The sequence below is a fragment of the Micromonospora sp. NPDC048905 genome, assembly GCF_040649655.1.
GTDB lineage: Bacteria > Actinomycetota > Actinomycetes > Mycobacteriales > Micromonosporaceae > Micromonospora.
In genome coordinates this window covers 74,552-92,377 of the sequence record NZ_JBEZFV010000007.1, presented here as the reverse complement: position 1 = coordinate 92,377, position 17,826 = coordinate 74,552, and the positions used below count along the sequence as shown (strand labels likewise).

Below are 17,826 nucleotides of genomic sequence, written 5' to 3'. Positions count from 1 at the left end.
CATGAGGTTATTGCTGCGACACGCCGAGGTGAATGGCTACAACCTCATGATCGCTGTCTGCGGTGGGCAGATTGGTGGGGTTGTTTGGAGCGTGGGGGTGCAGGATCGGCGGATGCGGATCCTCATTCTCGGTGGCACTCGATTCCTCGGCCGGGCAACGGCCCAGCTCGCCGTCGAGCAGGGGCACGAGGTGACCTGTGCGGCCCGGGGCGTGTCTGGCGCCGTACCGGCCGGGGTCCGTTTCGTGCCCGTGGACCGGGACGACCCCGAGGCGCTGGCACCGCTCGCCGACGCGGGTTTCGACGCCGTGGTCGACGTGACCCGCCAGATCAGTCACGCCCGGTACGCGCTGGCCGCGCTTGCCGAGCGGGTCGACCACTGGTCCTTCGTGTCGACGATCTCGGTGTACGCGGACAACACCACCCCGGGTCAGACCGCGTCGGACGCGCCAGTGCTGGCACCGGCCCCACCCGAGGTTGACGGCCCGGTCGGTCCGGACCACCGCTGGTACGGCGAGTGCAAGGTGAGCATCGAGCGGCTGGTCCGGGAGCGGATGGGTGTGGACCGTTCGTTCATCTGCCGGGCGGGGTTGATCGTCGGCGCGGAGGACCCGAGCGACCGCTTCCCGTACTGGGTGCGGCGGCTGGCGGCAGGTGGAGAGGTGCTCGCGCCCGGTCGGCCGACCGACCGGGTGCAGTTCGTGGACGTCGCCGATCTGGCGGCCTGGCTGCTGCATGCCGCCGACACCGGCCTCACCGGCACGTACGACGGCACCGGGCCGGCCATGTCCCGCGCCGACCTGCTGCACGGGGTCGCCGCCGGGCTGGGTGTCGCCGAACCGGTCCTCACCTGGGTGGAGCAGGAGTTCCTGCTGGCCCACGAAGTCCGTGAGTGGTCGGGGGAGCGGGCCCTGCCGCTGTGGGTGCGGCTGCCGGAGAACGCCGGCCTGATGGACCGGGACGCGCGTCCGGCTCTGGGCGCCGGGCTGGCGGTCCGTCCACTGTCCGACACTGTTCGGGCGACCGCCAACTGGATGAGAGCGGACCCCGCGGCCGTCCGGCAGGGGGGACTGGACCCGGCGGATGAGGCGGCGGTGCTGCGGGAGTGGCAGGCTGTGCGGGACCGGTGATTCAGCCGTCGGCCGTTTCCGTCGTAACGGCCAGTCATGGTTGACGCTCACGCCAGGTGAAAGTAAGTTTCATCCGTGGCGAAGAGTCCGAAGATTTCTGCGAGTCAGGAGCCCGGTGGGCTGATCGTCCACATCAGTGGGCTGCTGCCGTCGCTGTCGCCCGCCGAGCAGCGGGTTGCCCGGCTGGTCGTCTCCGACCCGGCCGCTGCGGCCAGGCGGACCATCACCGACCTCGCCACCGCGGCGGAGACCTCGGAGGCGACAGTCATCCGGTTCTGCCGTTCGGTCGGCATGGACGGTTACCCCCAACTGCGGATCCGGCTCGCCGCCGAGGCCGCCCGCCGGATCGAGCCACCGGACGCCCGGGTGGTCGGCGGCGACATCCCGCCCGGTGCCGACCTCGCCCAGATCATCGCCACCATCGCGTTCAACGACGCCCGTGCGGTCGAGGAGACTGCCGAGCAGCTCGACCCCGCCGTCTGTGAGCAGGTGGTCGAGGCGATCAACAGCGCCGGTCGGATCGACATCTACGGCGCTGGCGCCAGCGGGTTCGTCGCATCGGACTTCCAGCAGAAGCTGCACCGCATCGGCCGGATCGCCTTCTACTTCCCGGACGTGCACACCGCGCTGACCTCGGCCGCGCTCCTCGGTCGGGGTGACGTGGCGATCGGCATCTCGCACAGCGGCACGACCTCCGACGTGATCGAGGTGCTGGAGCAGGCCCGTACGCGAGGTGCCGTCACCGTGGCGCTCACCAACTTCCCGCGCTCGCCGATCACCGACGTGGCGGACTTCGTGTTGACCACTGCCGCCAGGGAGACCACCTACCGCTCCGGCGCGACGGCCAGCCGGCTTGCCCAGCTCACCGTCGTCGACTGCCTCTTCGTCGGGGTGGCCGCCCGCAACCGGGCTCGGGCCCGCAAGGCCCTGGAGTCGACCGCCGAGGCGGTCCAGTCGCACCGGGTGGGTGCCAACCGGAGGCGGCCGTGACGGCCGGTGCGGTGGAACCGGACGCAGACCTGCCCGCACCACCCGCCCGCCCGACAGTCCGGGTGGGCGCACCCACCGAACGGCGTAACCCGCTGAGCGTCGACCTCGACCTGATGTCGACCCGGGACGTGCTCACCGTGATCAACGAGGCGGACCGGCGGGTGCCGGCGGCGGTCGCCGGGGTGCTCGACGAGATCGCCATCACCGTCGACCTGGCGGTCGAGGCGCTACGCGGCGGCCACCGGGTGCACTACTTCGGCGCCGGCACCTCCGGTCGGCTCGGCGTCCTCGACGCGGCCGAGCTGGCCCCCACCTTCAACTCGCCCCGGCACTGGTTCTGCGCCCACCTCGCCGGCGGTCCGGACGCCATGTGGCGGGCCGTGGAGGACGCCGAGGACGACGACCGGGGCGGCGCGGTCGAGGCGGCCAGTTGTGTACGCACCGGCGACCTGGTGGTGGGTCTGGCGGCGAGCGGACGCACCCCGTACGTGCTCGGGGCGCTCGCCGCGGCCCGTGCCAAGGGCGCCTCGACGGTGTTGCTCTGCGCCAATCCGGAGGCGGAGGCCGGCCGGTCGGTGGACGTGTTCATCGGGGTGGACACCGGACCCGAGGTGGTCACCGGGTCGACCCGGATGAAGGCGGGCACGGCGCAGAAGTTGGTGCTCAACACGTTCTCGACCGCCGTCATGGTGCGCCTGGGGCGGGTCTACTCGAACCTCATGATCGATATGGTGGCCACCAACGCGAAGCTCCGCGGCCGAATGATCTCGATTCTGGTCGAGGCCACCGGCTGCTCGGAGGAGGTTTGCCGGCAGGCGCTCGCCGAGGCCGACGGTGACCTGAAGACGGCGCTGGTCTCCCTGGTCTCCGGTGCCGAGGTGGACGCCGCCCGGGCCGCGCTGGCCCGCTCCGCCGACCAGGTACGCGGAGCCCTCGCACTGCTCGCCCCGTAGCCGTACGCCCCCGGGAAGCGAACGGGGCTTCGGATTGTTCACTTGGCCGGGGGGTAATAACACCCCCGAGGATGAACCGACCGGTCCTTCGACGCGTATCTGGCAGTGACCAGGATCGCAGCGTGGTGGTGACCCGGGTCGCTGTGCCCCCACGGCGGGCGGTGTTGCCATGGTGCGTAACCCGTGCGTGGTGCCCAGCGGCGAGCCATCCGACGGGATGCTGACAGCAAACGTGGACCGTGCTCTCAGCTACTACTCAGGCATTCGTGACACTTTCGACTCACCACACGGAATCCCCGGCACTTCTCATCTGTTGTGTAGGTGTCAGCACCGATGGGCACAGCAGAAGTTACCAGGGGTTGACGGACGTGGGGAATGGCTAGGAACCGGGCAACCGGCGCGAGCGAGGGGACCGTGGGCAACGTGGACAAGAACATCGGCATGCGCACCGATCAGGTAGCCGAGGAGCGCGACCTGGTCGGCGTCTACCTGCACGAGATCTCCCGGACGCCACTGCTGGACGCCGCCCGGGAGGTCGACCTATCCAAGGCGATCGAGGCTGGCCTCTACGCCGAGCACCTGCTCGGTGAGGAAGCCGTCCCCGCCGGTGTGGACCGGGCCGACCTGGAGTGGCTGGTCGTCGAGGGGGAGCGGGCGAAGGATCTCTTCATCCGCGCCAACCTCCGACTGGTCGTGTCGATCGCCCGCCGTTACGTGCGGTCGGGCATGCCCATGCTGGACCTGATCCAGGAGGGCAACACCGGCCTGGTCCGGGCGGTCGAGAAGTTCGACTACGAGCGCGGCTACAAGTTCTCCACCTACGCCACCTGGTGGATCCGTCAGGCGATCAGCCGGGCGATCGCTCAGCAGGAGCGCACCGTCCGTCTGCCGGTGCACCTCGTGGAGGACGTCAACCGGATGCGCAACGTGGCCCGGCAGTTGACCCGTGAGCTGGGCTCCGACCCGGAGCCGGAGCAGATCGCTGCCTCCCTCGGCGTCACCGTCGAGCGGGTCAACGAGCTGCGCCGCTGGTCGCAGGACACCGTCTCGCTGGACACCCCGGTCGGCGACGACGGCGACACGAGCCTCGGCGACCTGGTCGCCGACAGCGACGCGCCGTCGCCGGAGGACATCGTCCTCAGCGGCCTGGAGCGGCAGCGCATCGAGGGGCTGCTCAACCACCTCGACGACCGGTCCGCCGGCATCATGCGCGCCCGCTACGGGCTGGAGGACGGCCGGGAGCACTCGCTCACCGAGGTCGCGTCCCGGTTCTCGCTGTCCCGCGAGCGGATCCGGCAGTTGGAGATCCAGGCCCTCGGCCGGCTGCGTGAGCTGGCCCGGGCGGAGGGGCTGCAGGCAGCCTGACCTGGTAGTAACAACGGCGAACGGCCGGCGTCCGATAGGGGGACGCCGGCCGTTCGCCGTTGTCGGGTCAGCTAGCGGACCCGGCCGTAGCCCTGGATGGACATCATGTTCATGCCCCGTTTGAGCACGTTGCGGCCGGCGCTTGGCGCGTCGATCACCTGGCCGTCGCCCACGTAGAGGGCGACGTGCCCGAGCCCGCTGTAGAAGACCAGGTCACCCGGGCGTAGGTCGCCCCGCCCGATGTGCGCGACGGCACTCCACTGCATCCGGGTGTTGTGCGGCAGGGACTTTCCGGCCGCCCGCCAGGCCGCCGAGGTCAGCCCGGAACAGTCGTAGCCGTTCGGTCCGTCGGCTGCCCAGACGTAGGGCTTGCCGACCGCGCCGAACGCGTATCGCACGGCGGCCCCGGCGTCACCGGCCACCGCGGGCACGTTCTTGGCCTCGGCCGCCGCCGCCTTCGGCGCGGGACGCTCGGTGGCCGCCCCGTACGCCTGCCGACGCAGCTCGTACAGCTTGGCCAGGTCCTGCTCGATCTGCTTCCTGCCCGTCGCGAGCTGACGGGCCTGCGCTGCCTGCCGGGTCAGGGTGGCGTCCAGGCTGGCCTTCTCGTCCAGCAGCCGTCGCTGGTCGGCGGTGAAGCCGGAGATGCGCTCCTGCCGTTGGCGGGTCAGCTGGTCGAGCGTGCCCAGCCGGTCCAGCAGCGCGGCGGAGCCGCCGGGACGCAGCAGGGCGTCCGCGGTCCGCAGGCCGCCGCTCTTGTACGCCGTGGAGGCAAGCTCGGCCACGTCGGCCCTGCTCTGCTCGACCTGCTGCTCCAGCGGGCCGATTCGGGTCTGTAATCGGCCCACCGTGGCCTCGTTGGTCTTGATCTCCTCACGCAGCTTGTTGTACGACTCCACGACCCGTTCCAACTCGGCCGAGGACGTCTCGATCCGGCGGGTCAGTTCGGCGGGGGACGGCTCGGCGTGCGCCACCGCCGTCGGGGCGATCAGCGCGGCCGACATGCCGGCGAGCGCCACGGTACGCAGCAGGTTTCTCAGGGATGACAAGAGCGGAAGGCCCCTCTCCCACGGCCGCCGGGGCTGCTGACGCCCTCGGCGACACCGGCCGGGGCCATCCGGGCGGACGGCACTGGGCCGGACCGGCGCAACCAACCTAACCCGGGACGGATGTCGCTCGCAGTTGAAGCAGGGGCGAAAGTTGGGCGAGTGGCGGCTCATGTTCCTGCGTGGGGTGGAGCTGCTGAGACCTGTGGGGGCGTGAAAAGGCCTTTTCGTCACCGGCTGACAGATATGCGACTTTCGTCGTTCCGGGCGTATCCCGTCGGATCACTGGTCGCCATAACCGACAAAAGCTGAAATGGATGCTGTTTCTTGGTGATGTCCCTCGCGGGGTGGCTGTCGACAACCGGCAAATGCGCAGGTCGGCTGGCGACGCACCAACACAATGGGGCTGACGCCGGGAATCCCGTCGGCAGACAGCCGCAGCCGTCACCGCCGGTCATCTCGGTCAACCGTCCCCACGGGAGGAACCGTGAATCGTGAAGGCGCACGTGTGCGACCGCCGCGATCGGTGCCAGGCGGCCGGTCGACCCTGCTCTACGCGCGGCCCGGCATCATCGTGACCGCCGACCGGTTCACGGTCGGCCGGACCAGTTACCGGGTCGCCGACCTGACGCATCTGCGTACCACCCGGGGTCCGCACGACCGGATCGCCGTCCGGGCCGTCGTCATCACCGCCAGCATGCTCGGCGGCGTCGGGCTACTGCTCGGCTTCACCGGCGGGCTGCACCGCCTGACCGCCGGTGCGTACCTCATCCTCGGTGCGGTGTTCCTGCTGCCGGCCGCGCTGGCCGTGGTCGGCGACCGCTGGCGCCCACCACCGCACGAGCTGTGGGGGTGGTACGGGGGAGCGGAGATGCTGCTCTTCAGCGCCGACGACGAGCGGCAGTTCGGCCAGGTCACCCGGGCGCTGCTGCGCGCACGGGAAATGAACCGACTCGGCGGCTGGGTCGACCCGCTCGCCTCGGCCGAGCCGTGGCGGCCCAGCCGTTGAGCCGACGGACGCCGAGCGCGCGTCGGCCCCACCGGCCGCTCAGCGGGCGACCGGCTCCGGGGTACGGGTCTCCTGCGGTGCGGCCACCCAGGCGCTGACCCGGCGCTCGGCGTAGAAGGAGACGAACGGCACGGTGCCGGCCAACATCACCAGCAGCATCCGCTTCAGCGGCCAGTCGGCCCGACGGCTCAGGTCGAACGCCGCCACCAGGTAGATCATGTAGAGGAACCCGTGCGCGGGCCCCACCGTCTCCACCACGACCGCGTTGTCGAACACGTACTTCAGCGGCATGCCGATCACGACCAGCAGGATCAGCACGACACCCACGATCCAGGCGATCGCGCGGTAACGGGTAAGGGCAGCGCCCACCTTCGTCCGTCCTTCCGAGCCCGGCTCAGCCGGGATAGTCACCGGGTCGGGCGCCCGGATTGGCGCTCAACCATGACAGGTAGTGGTTGTAGGCGGCCAGGTCCGTGTCCTCGACGGCGTCGTCGCCGGACGGCCCCCGGGACACCCGCACCGGTCGGCGTACCACCGGTCGGGACCCGGTGGCGACCGTCGGCGCGGGCTCGGTGGCCGGCTCCGCCGAAGGCGCGTCGCTGTCGGTCGCCCGGCGACGGGCCAACTTCACCTCACGCCACCAGACGTAGACCACGAAGCCGGCGAAGATCGGCCATTCGACCGCGTACCCCCAGCTCAGGCTGTTGCCGGCGGCGGCCCGGCTGATCTGCCACCAGCCCAGCCCGAGGAAGCCCACGACCAGCACGACCATGGCCACGTGACGTGCGATCCACGCCGGGGTCCAGAGCCGCCTCATGGCATCGAGAGTACCGGGGGCGCCGCCGGTCTCCGACACGGTGTCGTAGTTGTCGCGTGGCCGGGATGGTTTGGCGACACCGCGCCTGGGCAATCGTCTAGACGCCAGCCCAAACGAGATCAAGGGGGGCGATGATGACCGGATCGGTACGTGAGGACGGCTTTGCGTCCAGCGGCAGCACGGACATGAGCCCGGAGCAGCGGGTGCCCGAGTGGAGTGGCGATGACCTCGCCGACCCGGCGGGCGCTCTCGACGGCGACCTGCCCGGCGTCGACCCGACGGAGCTGAGCGACGAGGATCTGATCCGCGAGATGCACAGCCTGCACCGCACCCGCCTGGACACCCTGCGGCACGCGGCGGACTCCGCGCTCGCCAACCATCTGCGTCGCACCGCGGAGCTGGAGACCGAATACCTGGCGCGTCACCCGGGCCGGGAGGTCGACCCCAACCGTCTGCGGGACTCCTGATGGCGGCGCGCGCCGTGCGCGGGATGTCCGCGCCACCCGAGGTGGTCTTCAACACCGCCACCGACCCCAACCGCGCCTCCGCGTGGCTGCCGGAACCGCTGCGCGGCGGCGGTAACCCCACCGCGGAGATCAGCGGCGCGGAGTTGCGCGCCCGGTGGGGTGGCGACGCCGACTGGTCCGCCGAGATCCGGGTGGAGTCGGCCGACTCCGGTGGCGCCCGGATCCAGCTCGATCTGGCCGACGGTACGGACGGCTCGGGTCCAGACCAGTTGGCCGACGAGGCGCTCACCAACCTGGCACGCGAGGTCGCCGACAACCTCCAGGCCGGCTGAGGCGGCCCCGCGGGACGCCGCTCCCGCACCACCACGAGATAGTGAGGAGACCGGGTGAGCGACACTGGCCTGCGACAGAAGGCGGCGCGGCTGCGCCGGGCGTACGCGCCGCACGAACACCGGCCGCTCGGCGGCTACCTGGTGGCCATGGGTGCCTACGCCGGGGTGACCGGAGCGCTCGCCGGCCTGGTCAAGGCCACCGGCCGGCCGGTACCGGAGCGCCCCGCCGCGTCCGACGTGGTGTTGCTCTCCATCGCCACGCACAAGCTGAGCCGGCTGCTGTCCAAGGACGCGGTGACCAGCCCTCTGCGGGCGCCGTTCACCCAATACGACCGTCCGATCGGCAGCGGCGAGGTGATGGAGCAGGTCCGCGACTCGGGCAGCCCGACCCGGCATGCCATCGGCGAGCTGCTGAGCTGCCCGTTCTGTCTGGCGGTCTGGGTGGCCACCGGGCTGACCGGGGGTCTGGTGCTCGCACCCCGGCTGACCCGGCTGGTGGCCACCGCGCTGACGGCGGTCGCCGCGTCGGACTTCCTCCAGATGGCGTACGCGACGGCGCAGCAGGCCGCCGAGGGTGGGCACCACGACGACGACTGACCGAACGCACGCGCAAAAAAGGGGGGCCGGCGGACGCCGGCCCCCGTTTTGTTCGTACCTGTCTCAGCGCTCCATGCCGGACCAGCCGTGCGGCGACTCCGGCTCGCGTTCGTCCTCGTCCGCCCCGGTGACGATGTCCCGGTCCACGGCGGTGCGGTCGTGTTCGTTGGCGAAGTCCGGCTCGGGCGTGGTGTCCCTGCCCTTCGGCGGTTGACCCAGCGCCGGCACCTTCTCGTCGTGGTCCTCGTGGTGCGTCATGTCGGTGTCCCTTCTGCGGTGGCCCCAGCGGTGGAACCGCCCAGGTCGCTCAGCCGATGAAATCGCCAGGTCGCTCAGCCGATGGAACCGCCCAGCAGGTCGCTGGCCTCGTCCACCGAGTACTCGCCCTCGGGCAGCGCGTCGATGCGCGCGAGCAGATCCGGCGGAAGCTCGGCGGCCACCGCCTGGCGGTAGATCTCCGCCTGGGTGACCCGCTCCTGCGCCCGGTAGACGTCGTTCAGCAGGTCGTCGAGGGCCCGGGTGTCCGGCTCGTCGGGCACGAATGCGTCGTCGGTCACGTCGATCAGCTACCCGGGGCGGAATCGGTCAAACGTCACGCCGGTGGCCCGACCCCACGTCCCCTGGCGGGCCCCGCCCCAGGCACACATACAGCGCCGCCCCCGGCCGTTTGGCCGGGGGCGGCGCTGGTGTCGGTGTGCAGGTCGCCTCTCGGCGAGTGGCACTACGCGGCTCCAGCCGGACGGTATTCCGCGAAGGCTATTTAGGTGAGGCCCGGGGACACATGACACACCGACACCCCAGTCAACGAGCCGGCCCCCACCAGTGTTCCGCGCGCCGCAGTGTCGGCGGTCACACCGTCGCCGGCAGGGTGGCCCGGCGGGCCTGCACCGCGGAGGCCAGGTGGTCGAGCACCTCGACGGTGTCGTCCCAGCCGAGGCAGGCGTCGGTGACCGACCGGCCGTACTCAAGCGTCCGGGTCGGGTCGAGGTCCTGCCGGCCGGGCAGCAGGAACGACTCCAGCATCACGCCGGTGATCCCGCGCTGGCCGGCGGCCAGCTGGGCGGCCACGTCGAAGGCGACCCGCGGCTGGTTGCGGTGGTCCTTGCCGCTGTTGGCGTGACTGGCGTCGATCACCAGCCGCTCCGGCAGTTCCGCGGCGCGGAGCAGGTCGAGCGCCCCGGCGACCGAGTCCGCGTCGTAGTTGGGTCGCCCGCCCCCACCGCGCAGCACCAGATGACCGTCGGAGTTGCCCCGGGTGTGCATGATCGCCGGAGTGCCGGAGAAGTCGATACCGGGGAAGACGTGCGGCACGCCGGCGGCGCGGATCGCGTCCACAGCGGTGCCGATGCTGCCGTCCGGGCGGTTCTTCATGCCGATCGGCATGGACAGACCCGAGGCGAGTTGGCGGTGCACCTGACTCTCCACGGTGCGGGCGCCGATCGCGCCCCAGCCCACCGTGTCCGCGATGTACTGCGGCGTGATCGGGTCGAGGAACTCGCAGCCCACCGGCAGACCGACCCGCAGTACGTCGAGCAGCAGCGCTCGGGCCAGCCGTAGGCCGGTGTTGACGTCGCCGCTGCCGTCCAGGCCCGGGTCGTTGATCAGGCCCTTCCAACCGACGGTCGAGCGCGGCTTCTCGAAGTAGACCCGCATGACGATCAGCAGGTCGTCGGCGAGCCGGTCGGCTACCGCACGCAGACGCCCCGCGTACTCGAGGGCGGCGGCCGGGTCATGCACCGAGCAGGGGCCGACCACCACCAGCAGGCGGTCGTCCTCGCGATCCAGCACGCGACCCACCGCGCGGCGACCGGTCAGCACGGCCGACGCGAGCGAGGCGTCCAGGGGCAACTCGTGGTGCAGCAGGGCGGGCGTGGTCAGCGGCACGACACGGTCGATCCGCTGATCGCTGACCCGATCGGTCTCCGGGGTCGTCACGGTGGGCATCCTTCCGCCGACCGTGCCCGGGGCCGGTGCCCGAGCCGAGCCGGCTGCTCGTACGCAAAAGGGCAGGAACGACAGCTCCTGCCCAGCCGGCTCGGTCCGTGGTGACGTCAGTTCATGGTGAAGTCACCGGCGTGCCAGCCGGCTGCCTAAACCATCGATAGGAACGCGTCACGGGGGCAAGCGTACCCGACCGCACGGGAACCTCCGGCCCGTCGTCCCAAGATGCGGGGCGGAGACCGCGTGCCAGGAGCGGGGTCGGGGTAACAGGGGAGCCATGACTGACGAGCAGAGTGATCAGGAGCGGGTGGAGTCCCGTGCCCACCACCTCCTGCCCGAGGAGATCGCCGCGGGCAGCGACGATCCGGAGGCGCAGGCCGAGGCCATCCTCGCCGAGTCGGACCTCCGGGAGGCGGACCAGAACGCGGCGCCCGACACGGTGCTGGAACGTCGTACCTCGGATCAGACAGTGGTCGCGGTCGAGCCGCCCGACTGAGCGGTGGCCCCACGCGCCCGGCGGGATCCCCGGTAGGTGTGCTCCCGCAGCCAGGCCAGCGGACCTGCCGCCCGCAGTTCGGGTGGCAGGTTCCGCACCGGGTCGAACGCGAGCGCGGCGTCCTCCTCGGCGCTGAGCGGGGCACCGATCCCGACCTGCCCCACCGGCCGCCACGACCCGACGGCGGACGCGACCGCGAGCACCAGGCGCGGTGTGTCCGTCCGGGTCGCGGCGGCCACCGTGCGCAGGCTGCTCCCGAGGTCCACGGAGTCGGGGTCGGCCAGCGTGGCCAGCCAGATCCGGCGCGGTCCCACGCGGTAACCCACGATCGTGCTGTACGTCCCGGTGAAGCGCCGTCGGGGCAGCGGCAGGTTCCGCAGTAGCGGGGCCGCGCCGCTGGAGCTGACCAGCAGGTCGAACGGTCGACCGCGGTCGTGGTGCAGGCGCAGCGCGACGCCCAGCACGTCCGGCCAGCCGCCGGGCGTGGGGGTTCCCTTGGAGAGCCGGACGGTGGCCCGATACCGGTTGGGCTCGTCCAGCAGGGCGACCCCGGTGGGTGGTCCGGGCGTACCCCAGATCACCACCTCGCCGGCGAACGAGCGACCGGCCGGATGCAGCAGCCGGCCGTGGCGCAGCCGGCCGAGCGCGGCGCTGGCACGTTCGACGACGGCGGCGGACCGGGACGGGGGCGGGGTGACGGTCATGGCCCTCCGGTACCCCGGAGGGCCGTCTCGATGCCCGGGGCCGGCTCGCCGACCCACCGCACGTCACCTTTCCGCCCGCGAGATCGGATAGCGTCGGGGTATGCCCGACAGCGGTTACCCCTGGCCCATCGAGACGTCCCGACTGGACAACGGCCTACGCGTGGTGGTGAGCGAGGACCGCACCGCGCCCGCCGTGGCCGTCAACCTCTGGTACGACGTCGGTTCCCGACACGAGCCGAGCGGGCAGACCGGCTTCGCCCACCTCTTCGAACACCTGATGTTCGAGGGCTCGGTGAACGTGGCGAAGACCGAGCACATGAAGCTGATCCAGGGCTCCGGTGGCTCGCTCAACGCCACCACCAACCCGGACCGGACCAACTACTTCGAGACCGTCCCGGCCGAGCACCTGGAGTTGGCGCTCTGGCTGGAGGCCGACCGGATGGGCGGCCTGGTCCCCGCGCTCACCCAGGAGACGCTGGACAACCAGCGGGACGTGGTCAAGAACGAGCGCCGGCAGCGGTACGAGAACGTGCCGTACGGCGACGCCTGGCTGCGGTTGCTGCCGCTGCTCTACCCGGCGGGGCACCCGTACCACCACGCGACGATCGGCTCGATGGCCGACCTGAACGCCGCCGACCTGGCCACCTTCCAGGCGTTCCACCAGACCTACTACGCCCCCAACAACGCGGTGCTCACCGTGGTCGGCGACGCCACCGCGTCCGACGTGTTCGCGCTCGCCGACAAGTACTTCGGGGCGCTGCCGGCACGCGACGACATCCCGGCCGCCCCGGACGGCCGCAACGTCCCGGCGACCGGACAGGCGGCAATCGAGTCGGTCCGCGCCGACGTACCGGCGCCGCGGGTCTACCTCGCCCACCGCACCTACCCGTTCGGCAGCCCGGAGTACCACGTGGTCACCGTGCTCGCCACCGTCCTCGGCAGCGGGCGGGGCAGCCGGCTCTACCAGCGACTCGCCGACGGTGAGCGGATCGCTCAGCCGGACCTGGTCGGGGCGTACGGGGTGGATCTCGCGCACGCCCCGGCACCCCTGATCGCCACCGCCACCGCCCGCCCCGGGGTGAGCGCCGAGCGACTGGCCGAGGGGTTGGCTGAGGTCGTCGACGAGTTGGCCACCGTGCCGGTCACCGCCTCCGAGCTGGATCGGGCCAAGGCGATGCTCAGCACCGGGTGGTGGCGTCAACTGTCCACGGTGGACGGCCGCGCGGACCTGCTCGGCCGGTACGCCACGCAGTTCGGTGACCCGGCCCGCGTCGCCGACCAGCTGCCGGGTCTGCTCGCGGTCACCGCCGAGCAGATCGCCGAGGCCGCCGCCGAGGTGCTCGCCACCGACCGGGTGCTGCTGACCTACCTGCCCGAGGAGACCTCATGACGCTGATCGCCGACCGTCCCGGCCCGGGTGCCGCCCGTCCGTACCGGTTTCCGCAGGTGGTTCGCCGTACCGTGGCCGGTGGTCAGGTCGTCGCCGCGCACCTGCCGGGGCAGAACCTCGCCGTGGCCCTGCTGTTGCTCGACGTGGGCGCGGGCCAGGAGCCGGTTGGCAAGGAGGGCCTGTCCGGTGTGCTGGCCAAGGCGTTGGAGGAGGGGACGGCGCAGCGGGACGCCGCCGCGTACGCGCTCGCCGTCGAAGGGCTGGGCACCTCGTTGTCGACCGGGCTGGACTGGGACTCGTTCCAGGCCAGCGTGGTGATCCCGGTGGACCGGCTCAGCGCCGCCGTGGAGTTGCTCGCCGAAGCGGTCCGGACGCCGAGGCTGGACCCCGCCGACGTGCGCCGGGTCCGGGACGACGAGGCGACCGCGCTGCGGATGGACTGGGCCAACCCCGGCCCCCGCGCCGACGCCGCGCTGCGCGGTGACCTGTTCGGCGCCCAGAACCGGTGGGGCCGGCCGATGTACGGCGACCCGGAGTCGGTCGCCGGCCTGGACGTGGAGGACGTCACCGTCTTCCACTCCGAGTGGTTCCTGCGTCCCGGCACCCTGATCGTCGCCGGCGACCTGGACCGGATCGACCTGGACGCGCTGGCCGCCGCGGCGTTCGCCGGCACCGGTGGCGGCCCGGCCGAGCGGGGTGGCCCGATCGAGGTGCCGCTGCACGCCGGGCGGCGGATCATCCTGGTGGACCGGCCCGGCTCGGTGCAGTCCACGCTGCGGCTGGGCCACCCGTCGCCGCAGCGGGCGCACCCCGACCACGTGCCGATGACCCTCGCCGGCACGGTCCTCGGTGGGGCGTTCACCTCCCGCCTCAACCACCTGCTGCGCGAGGTGCACGGCTACACCTACGGCGTTCGGGGTGACTTCGCCTCGTCCCGCCGCTTCGGTCGGTTCGGGGTCAGCTCCGGTGTGCAGACCGCGGTCACCGTGCCGGCCCTGATCGAGGCGGTGGGTGAGATCAGCCGTACCCAGGCCGGTGGGGTGACCGAGGACGAGCTGGAGGTGGCCCGGTCCTGGCGGGCCGGGCAGCTCTCGGTCGAGTTGCAGAGCCCGCGGGCGATCGCGTCGGCGCTGACCACGCTCGTGGTGCACGACCTGCCGGACGACTACCACGCCCGGCTGCGTGAGGCGCTGCTCGCCGCGGACGTGGACCAGGTCTCCGCGGCGGCGGCCACCCACCTGCACCCGGACGCGCTGACCCTGGTCATCGAGGGCGACGCGGCGGTCATCCGCGACGACCTGACCGCAGCATCCCTGGGCGACCTGCTCCCCTAACCAACCCACCCCCCGGTCCTTGGGGTTGATCAAGAGGTTTGCGTCAACCCGAGAGCGATTTCTGACGCAAATCTCTTGATCACGCGGGGTGGGGGTGGGGCGGGGGTGGGTGGGTGGGTGGTGGGTGGGTGGGTTCGTGTGATGCGGGACCCGGGGGGTGGGAAAGGGCTCCCGGTTGCGGGGGTGGCCTGGGTAGCCTCGCGGGCATGAGGATCGGCATTGTGGGGTCCACCGGCCAGGTCGGTGGCGTGATGCGGCAGGTGCTGGCGGAACGGAAGTTCCCGGCGGAGCAGGTGCGGTTGTTCGCCTCGGCGCGGTCGGCCGGGCGGACGCTGCCGTGGCGGGACGGCGAGGTGACCGTCGAGGACGCCGCGACCGCGGACTACTCCGGACTGGACATCGTGCTCTTCTCCGCCGGTAAGGGCACGGCACGGGAGCTGGCACCCCGGGTCGCCGAGGCCGGCGCCGTGGTGATCGACAACTCGTCGGCGTTCCGGATGGACCCGCAGGTGCCGCTGGTGGTCGCCGAGGTCAACCCGCACGCGGCCCTCGACCGCCCGAAGGGCATCATCGCCAACCCCAACTGCACCACGATGGCCGCGATGCCGGTCCTGCGGCCGCTGCACGCCGAGGCTGGTCTGATCGGGCTGGTCGTCTCCACGTACCAGGCGGTCTCCGGCGCCGGACTGGCCGGCGTCGCCGAGCTGGACGAGCAGGTCCGCAAGGTGGCCGAGCACGCCGCCGGGTTGGCCTTCGACGGGTCGGCCGTGGAGTTCCCCGCGCCGCGCTCGTTCAGCCAGCCGATCGCCTTCAACGTCCTCCCGCTGGCCGGTTCGATCGTCGACGACGGCTCGTTCGAGACCGACGAGGAGCAGAAGCTCCGCAACGAGAGCCGCAAGATCCTGGAGATCCCCGACCTGAAGGTGTCCGGCACCTGCGTCCGGGTGCCGGTCTTCACCGGGCACTCGCTCCAGATCAACGCCCGGTTCGCCCGGCCGCTCACCCCGCAGCGCGCCCACGAGCTGCTGGCCGACGCGCCCGGGGTGGCGCTGACCGACGTCCCGACGCCGTTGCAGGCCGCCGGCCAGGATCCGACGTACGTGGGCCGGATCCGCGCCGACGAGACCGTCGAGTACGGGCTGGCCCTGTTCTGCTCCAACGACAACCTGCGCAAGGGCGCGGCGCTCAACGCGGTGCAGCTCGCCGAGCTGGTCGCCGCCGAGCGTCGCTGACCGCCGCGCTCACCCCGAGCCCTCGCCGACGACCGGCGGGGGCTCGGTCGCGTCCGGGCGACGCGGCACCGGGCCAGGCGTGCTTGGATGGGACGAAGCCGATCCCTGGAGGAAACCGTGCCGGATGACCGCAGCCAGCAGGCCTTGACCGACCTGATCTCCAGCCGTTCGATGGGCGTGCTGGCGACCATCAAGCGGGACGGGCGGCCGCAGATGTCCACAGTGGTCTACTCCTTCGACCGGGACGCCGGCCTGATCCGGGTCTCGGTCACCGACGGCCGGGCCAAGACCGCGAACCTGCGTCGGGATCCGCGCGCCAGCTTCCACGTCGGCAGCGAGGACGGCTGGGCGTACGCGGTGGTCGAGGGTCGCGCCGAGCTGACCGCGCCGGCCGCGGCGCCCGGAGACGAGACGGTCGAGGAGTTGGTGGCGCTCTACCGGGCGCTGAGCGGCGAACACCCGGACTGGGACGAGTACCGCCAGGCCATGGTCGACGACGGGCGGCTGGTGTTGCGGCTGCACGTGGAGCGCGTCTACGGGATGCCGCCCCGGGGCTGACGCACGCCCGTCGTTCTGGGCTGTTGCGCCCGTAGCTGCTGGTCAGCCTGGTTCGATCACGGTCACCCCGGGCCAGCGCTGCGCCGGGCGGTGCCGGGCCAACCGCTGCCGAGACGCGGCCACGTCCACCCGCGCCGGGTTGTGCCGCCAGATCCCGCCCAGCAGATCCGCCAGACCGTACGGAGCGCAGACCTCCAGCCGATCGGTCGAGTCCAGGCGGACGGCCACCGCGGTCGCGTACTCCGGCCAGGTGGCGATCGCCTCGGCCACGCTGCCGTACGGGGTGATCGGGTCACCGCCGAACTTCGCCGCGTACCAGGTGTGCACCGCCGCCTGGTTCCGTGCCTCCCATGGCGGCTGCGGCCACGCCCGCGTGAGAAGGGCGGTGGCCCCGTGGTCGTCGTCGCGGGTCAGCCTCGTCGGGTCGAAGAAGACCACGTCCACGTCCCGGACCGTCGTCGGGTCGAACCCGTCGCCGTAGCGGTCGCCCCAGACCAGGTCGCGCAGAGCGCCCGCCCCGATCCAGGCGTTTGGCAGCCCGGAGTCACGCACCACGCACAGCGCCCGGGTCAGCCAACGGCTGCCGACGACCAGGTCCCGCAGCTCCCCCTCGCCCGGCATCATCTGCCCACGATAGGCAGCGGACCCGAGGACTGCTGTCGCCCACGGGTGGGTGTGCCGCCCGCCGGCGGGTATAACGCGCTGCCGTGCCGACAACGCGGAACGGCAGGCAACGCGGGGGGAGTGGGATGGGCGCCGACACGACAGGCGACGAGGCTCGCCCCGGCGGCCCGTCCCTGCGCCGGGAAACCTCCCGTCTGCTGTCGTTCAGCGACGGTGTCTTCGCCATCATCATCACGCTGCTGGTGCTCGACCTCCAGCCACCCCGGGTCGGACGCGGTCAGCTGCTGGACGCGCTCTTCGAGCAGTGGCCGGCGTACCTCGCGTACGTCACGTCGTACGTGATCGTCGCGGTCAGTTGGATAAACCACCGGGCCACCTTCAACCGGGTGACCAGCAGCGGCAAGGGCCTCCAGTGGTACAACCTCGGGGTGCTGTTCAGCACCGCGCTGCTGCCGTTCGCCACCTCGGTGCTCTCGCAGGCCCTGCGGGAGGGGGACCGGGCGGACCAGCGGGCCGCCGTGGTCCTCTACGGCCTGGCCGGCGCGTTTCTCTCGCTGACCTGGCTGGGGCTGTACCACTACCTGGCCCGACATCGTGATCTGTTGGACGAGGCCGTGGCGGATTTCTTCTTCCCGAGCGAACGGGCGCGGGCCGCGGCCGGCGTGCTGGGGTACTCGCTGGCGATTCTCGTCGGATACCTGGTCAACCCGCTGTTCGCACTGGGGATCTTCCTGCTGCTACCGATCTTCTTCTCGCTGACCAGCAGCGGCCTGTACGAGTTGCGGCGCCTCCGGCGACTGCGGCACTCGCACCCGCGGCACCCGCACTCGCGCAGATAGCCA

The 17,826-nt window shown here is 71.7% G+C and carries 22 protein-coding genes; 14 read left to right on the top strand and 8 right to left on the bottom strand.

Annotation, left to right across the window (positions count from 1 at the left end):
• The first annotated feature begins 112 nt into the window (after nt 1–112).
• From AB0C01_RS19695 to AB0C01_RS19680, 4 genes are all read left to right on the top strand, one after another.
• A complete protein-coding gene (locus tag AB0C01_RS19695; protein ID WP_357254740.1) occupies nt 113–1,129 on the top strand; it encodes an NAD-dependent epimerase/dehydratase family protein in 1,017 nt (338 codons plus the stop codon).
• A 75-nt stretch (nt 1,130–1,204) separates the two neighbouring features.
• Nucleotides 1,205–2,119 carry a MurR/RpiR family transcriptional regulator gene (locus AB0C01_RS19690; RefSeq protein ID WP_357254739.1) on the top strand — a complete coding sequence of 305 codons (915 nt, stop codon included), beginning with the start codon at nt 1,205–1,207 and terminating at the stop codon, nt 2,117–2,119.
• A complete protein-coding gene (murQ, locus tag AB0C01_RS19685) occupies nt 2,116–3,072 on the top strand; it encodes an N-acetylmuramic acid 6-phosphate etherase (protein ID WP_357254737.1) in 957 nt (318 codons plus the stop codon). The genes AB0C01_RS19690 and murQ overlap by 4 nt, the downstream gene beginning before the upstream one ends.
• A 375-nt stretch (nt 3,073–3,447) precedes the next feature.
• The gene (locus AB0C01_RS19680) at nt 3,448–4,437 is read left to right on the top strand and encodes a sigma-70 family RNA polymerase sigma factor (protein WP_357254735.1); all 990 of its coding nucleotides are present in this window, start codon (nt 3,448–3,450) and stop codon (nt 4,435–4,437) included.
• 71 nt (nt 4,438–4,508) lie between these two features.
• On the opposite strand, the gene AB0C01_RS19675 is transcribed toward AB0C01_RS19680, so the two are convergent.
• Nucleotides 4,509–5,486 carry an NlpC/P60 family protein gene (locus AB0C01_RS19675; protein ID WP_357254733.1) on the bottom strand — a complete coding sequence of 326 codons (978 nt, stop codon included), beginning with the start codon at nt 5,484–5,486 and terminating at the stop codon, nt 4,509–4,511.
• 505 nt (nt 5,487–5,991) lie between these two features.
• On the opposite strand from AB0C01_RS19675, the gene AB0C01_RS19670 reads away from it, so the two are divergent.
• Nucleotides 5,992–6,492 (top strand): DUF6232 family protein, encoded by a 501-nt coding sequence (locus tag AB0C01_RS19670; RefSeq protein WP_357254731.1) that lies wholly within the window; start codon nt 5,992–5,994, stop codon nt 6,490–6,492.
• A gap of 39 nt (nt 6,493–6,531) precedes the next feature.
• On the opposite strand, the gene AB0C01_RS19665 is transcribed toward AB0C01_RS19670, so the two are convergent.
• Together AB0C01_RS19665 and AB0C01_RS19660 are read right to left on the bottom strand one after the other, a co-directional pair.
• Nucleotides 6,532–6,861 (bottom strand): DUF3817 domain-containing protein, encoded by a 330-nt coding sequence (locus tag AB0C01_RS19665; RefSeq protein ID WP_357254729.1) that lies wholly within the window; start codon nt 6,859–6,861, stop codon nt 6,532–6,534.
• A 25-nt stretch (nt 6,862–6,886) separates the two neighbouring features.
• Complete coding sequence (locus AB0C01_RS19660; protein ID WP_357254728.1) at nt 6,887–7,309, bottom strand: hypothetical protein; 423 nt, start codon at nt 7,307–7,309, stop codon at nt 6,887–6,889.
• 131 nt (nt 7,310–7,440) lie between these two features.
• Between AB0C01_RS19660 and AB0C01_RS19655 the strand changes: the two genes are divergently transcribed.
• From AB0C01_RS19655 to AB0C01_RS19645, 3 genes are read left to right on the top strand one after another with little or no spacing between them, the layout of a single operon-like run.
• The gene (locus AB0C01_RS19655) at nt 7,441–7,776 is read left to right on the top strand and encodes a DUF6158 family protein (protein WP_357254726.1); all 336 of its coding nucleotides are present in this window, start codon (nt 7,441–7,443) and stop codon (nt 7,774–7,776) included.
• Complete coding sequence (locus AB0C01_RS19650) at nt 7,776–8,108, top strand: hypothetical protein (protein WP_357254724.1); 333 nt, start codon at nt 7,776–7,778, stop codon at nt 8,106–8,108. Before AB0C01_RS19655 ends, AB0C01_RS19650 begins: the two co-directional genes overlap by 1 nt.
• Before the next feature lie 54 nt (nt 8,109–8,162).
• A complete protein-coding gene (locus tag AB0C01_RS19645; RefSeq protein WP_357254722.1) occupies nt 8,163–8,705 on the top strand; it encodes a DUF1360 domain-containing protein in 543 nt (180 codons plus the stop codon).
• 63 nt (nt 8,706–8,768) lie between these two features.
• Here AB0C01_RS19645 and AB0C01_RS19640 read toward each other — a convergent pair whose 3' ends face one another.
• From AB0C01_RS19640 to AB0C01_RS19630, 3 genes are all read right to left on the bottom strand, one after another.
• Nucleotides 8,769–8,963 carry a hypothetical protein gene (locus AB0C01_RS19640; protein WP_357254720.1) on the bottom strand — a complete coding sequence of 65 codons (195 nt, stop codon included), beginning with the start codon at nt 8,961–8,963 and terminating at the stop codon, nt 8,769–8,771.
• 74 nt (nt 8,964–9,037) lie between these two features.
• Complete coding sequence (locus AB0C01_RS19635; protein ID WP_357254719.1) at nt 9,038–9,262, bottom strand: hypothetical protein; 225 nt, start codon at nt 9,260–9,262, stop codon at nt 9,038–9,040.
• A gap of 292 nt (nt 9,263–9,554) precedes the next feature.
• Nucleotides 9,555–10,649, bottom strand: a complete 1,095-nt coding sequence (locus AB0C01_RS19630; protein ID WP_357254717.1) for a 3-deoxy-7-phosphoheptulonate synthase — start codon at nt 10,647–10,649, stop codon at nt 9,555–9,557.
• Between the two features lie 274 nt (nt 10,650–10,923).
• Here AB0C01_RS19630 and AB0C01_RS19625 point away from each other — a divergent pair, with 274 nt between their 5' ends.
• On the top strand, nt 10,924–11,142 hold the full coding sequence (locus AB0C01_RS19625) for a hypothetical protein (protein WP_357254715.1): 219 nt from the start codon (nt 10,924–10,926) through the stop codon (nt 11,140–11,142).
• On the opposite strand, the gene AB0C01_RS19620 is transcribed toward AB0C01_RS19625, so the two are convergent.
• Nucleotides 11,109–11,846 (bottom strand): phosphodiesterase, encoded by a 738-nt coding sequence (locus tag AB0C01_RS19620; RefSeq protein ID WP_357254713.1) that lies wholly within the window; start codon nt 11,844–11,846, stop codon nt 11,109–11,111. The two genes, AB0C01_RS19625 and AB0C01_RS19620, sit on opposite strands and share 34 nt — an antisense overlap.
• A gap of 100 nt (nt 11,847–11,946) precedes the next feature.
• Between AB0C01_RS19620 and AB0C01_RS19615 the strand changes: the two genes are divergently transcribed.
• The 4 genes from AB0C01_RS19615 to AB0C01_RS19600 all read left to right on the top strand — a co-directional run bounded on the left by AB0C01_RS19615 (nt 11,947) and on the right by AB0C01_RS19600 (nt 16,360).
• Nucleotides 11,947–13,236 carry a pitrilysin family protein gene (locus AB0C01_RS19615; RefSeq protein WP_357254711.1) on the top strand — a complete coding sequence of 430 codons (1,290 nt, stop codon included), beginning with the start codon at nt 11,947–11,949 and terminating at the stop codon, nt 13,234–13,236.
• Entirely contained in the window at nt 13,233–14,570 is a 1,338-nt protein-coding gene (locus tag AB0C01_RS19610; RefSeq protein ID WP_357254709.1) for a pitrilysin family protein, read from the top strand. Before AB0C01_RS19615 ends, AB0C01_RS19610 begins: the two co-directional genes overlap by 4 nt.
• Nucleotides 14,571–14,776: 206 nt before the next feature.
• Nucleotides 14,777–15,802 carry an aspartate-semialdehyde dehydrogenase gene (locus AB0C01_RS19605; RefSeq protein ID WP_357571774.1) on the top strand — a complete coding sequence of 342 codons (1,026 nt, stop codon included), beginning with the start codon at nt 14,777–14,779 and terminating at the stop codon, nt 15,800–15,802.
• A gap of 87 nt (nt 15,803–15,889) precedes the next feature.
• Nucleotides 15,890–16,360, top strand: coding sequence for a PPOX class F420-dependent oxidoreductase (locus AB0C01_RS19600; protein WP_357254705.1), 471 nt, complete (start codon nt 15,890–15,892; stop codon nt 16,358–16,360).
• A 42-nt stretch (nt 16,361–16,402) separates the two neighbouring features.
• Here the strand turns inward: AB0C01_RS19600 and AB0C01_RS19595 are convergent, their stop codons facing one another.
• On the bottom strand, nt 16,403–16,984 hold the full coding sequence (locus tag AB0C01_RS19595; protein ID WP_357254703.1) for a nucleotidyltransferase family protein: 582 nt from the start codon (nt 16,982–16,984) through the stop codon (nt 16,403–16,405).
• Between the two features lie 125 nt (nt 16,985–17,109).
• On the opposite strand from AB0C01_RS19595, the gene AB0C01_RS19590 reads away from it, so the two are divergent.
• Nucleotides 17,110–17,823: a TMEM175 family protein gene (locus AB0C01_RS19590; protein ID WP_357254701.1), complete on the top strand. Its 714-nt coding sequence runs from the start codon at nt 17,110–17,112 to the stop codon at nt 17,821–17,823.
• Nucleotides 17,824–17,826: the final 3 nt, after the last annotated feature.

Coding starts and splice junctions, on each gene's coding strand:
- AB0C01_RS19630 (WP_357254717.1), bottom strand. CDS start 10,649: ATGCCCACCGTGACGACCCCGGAGACCGATCGGGTCAGCGATCAGCGG.
- AB0C01_RS19610 (WP_357254709.1), top strand. CDS start 13,233: ATGACGCTGATCGCCGACCGTCCCGGCCCGGGTGCCGCCCGTCCGTAC.
- AB0C01_RS19640 (WP_357254720.1), bottom strand. CDS start 8,963: ATGACGCACCACGAGGACCACGACGAGAAGGTGCCGGCGCTGGGTCAA.
- AB0C01_RS19605 (WP_357571774.1), top strand. CDS start 14,777: ATGAGGATCGGCATTGTGGGGTCCACCGGCCAGGTCGGTGGCGTGATG.
- AB0C01_RS19600 (WP_357254705.1), top strand. CDS start 15,890: ATGGGACGAAGCCGATCCCTGGAGGAAACCGTGCCGGATGACCGCAGC.
- AB0C01_RS19595 (WP_357254703.1), bottom strand. CDS start 16,984: ATGATGCCGGGCGAGGGGGAGCTGCGGGACCTGGTCGTCGGCAGCCGT.
- AB0C01_RS19655 (WP_357254726.1), top strand. CDS start 7,441: ATGATGACCGGATCGGTACGTGAGGACGGCTTTGCGTCCAGCGGCAGC.
- AB0C01_RS19620 (WP_357254713.1), bottom strand. CDS start 11,846: ATGACCGTCACCCCGCCCCCGTCCCGGTCCGCCGCCGTCGTCGAACGT.
- AB0C01_RS19650 (WP_357254724.1), top strand. CDS start 7,776: ATGGCGGCGCGCGCCGTGCGCGGGATGTCCGCGCCACCCGAGGTGGTC.
- AB0C01_RS19695 (WP_357254740.1), top strand. CDS start 113: ATGCGGATCCTCATTCTCGGTGGCACTCGATTCCTCGGCCGGGCAACG.
- AB0C01_RS19615 (WP_357254711.1), top strand. CDS start 11,947: ATGCCCGACAGCGGTTACCCCTGGCCCATCGAGACGTCCCGACTGGAC.
- AB0C01_RS19680 (WP_357254735.1), top strand. CDS start 3,448: ATGGCTAGGAACCGGGCAACCGGCGCGAGCGAGGGGACCGTGGGCAAC.
- AB0C01_RS19590 (WP_357254701.1), top strand. CDS start 17,110: ATGGGCGCCGACACGACAGGCGACGAGGCTCGCCCCGGCGGCCCGTCC.
- AB0C01_RS19660 (WP_357254728.1), bottom strand. CDS start 7,309: ATGAGGCGGCTCTGGACCCCGGCGTGGATCGCACGTCACGTGGCCATG.
- AB0C01_RS19625 (WP_357254715.1), top strand. CDS start 10,924: ATGACTGACGAGCAGAGTGATCAGGAGCGGGTGGAGTCCCGTGCCCAC.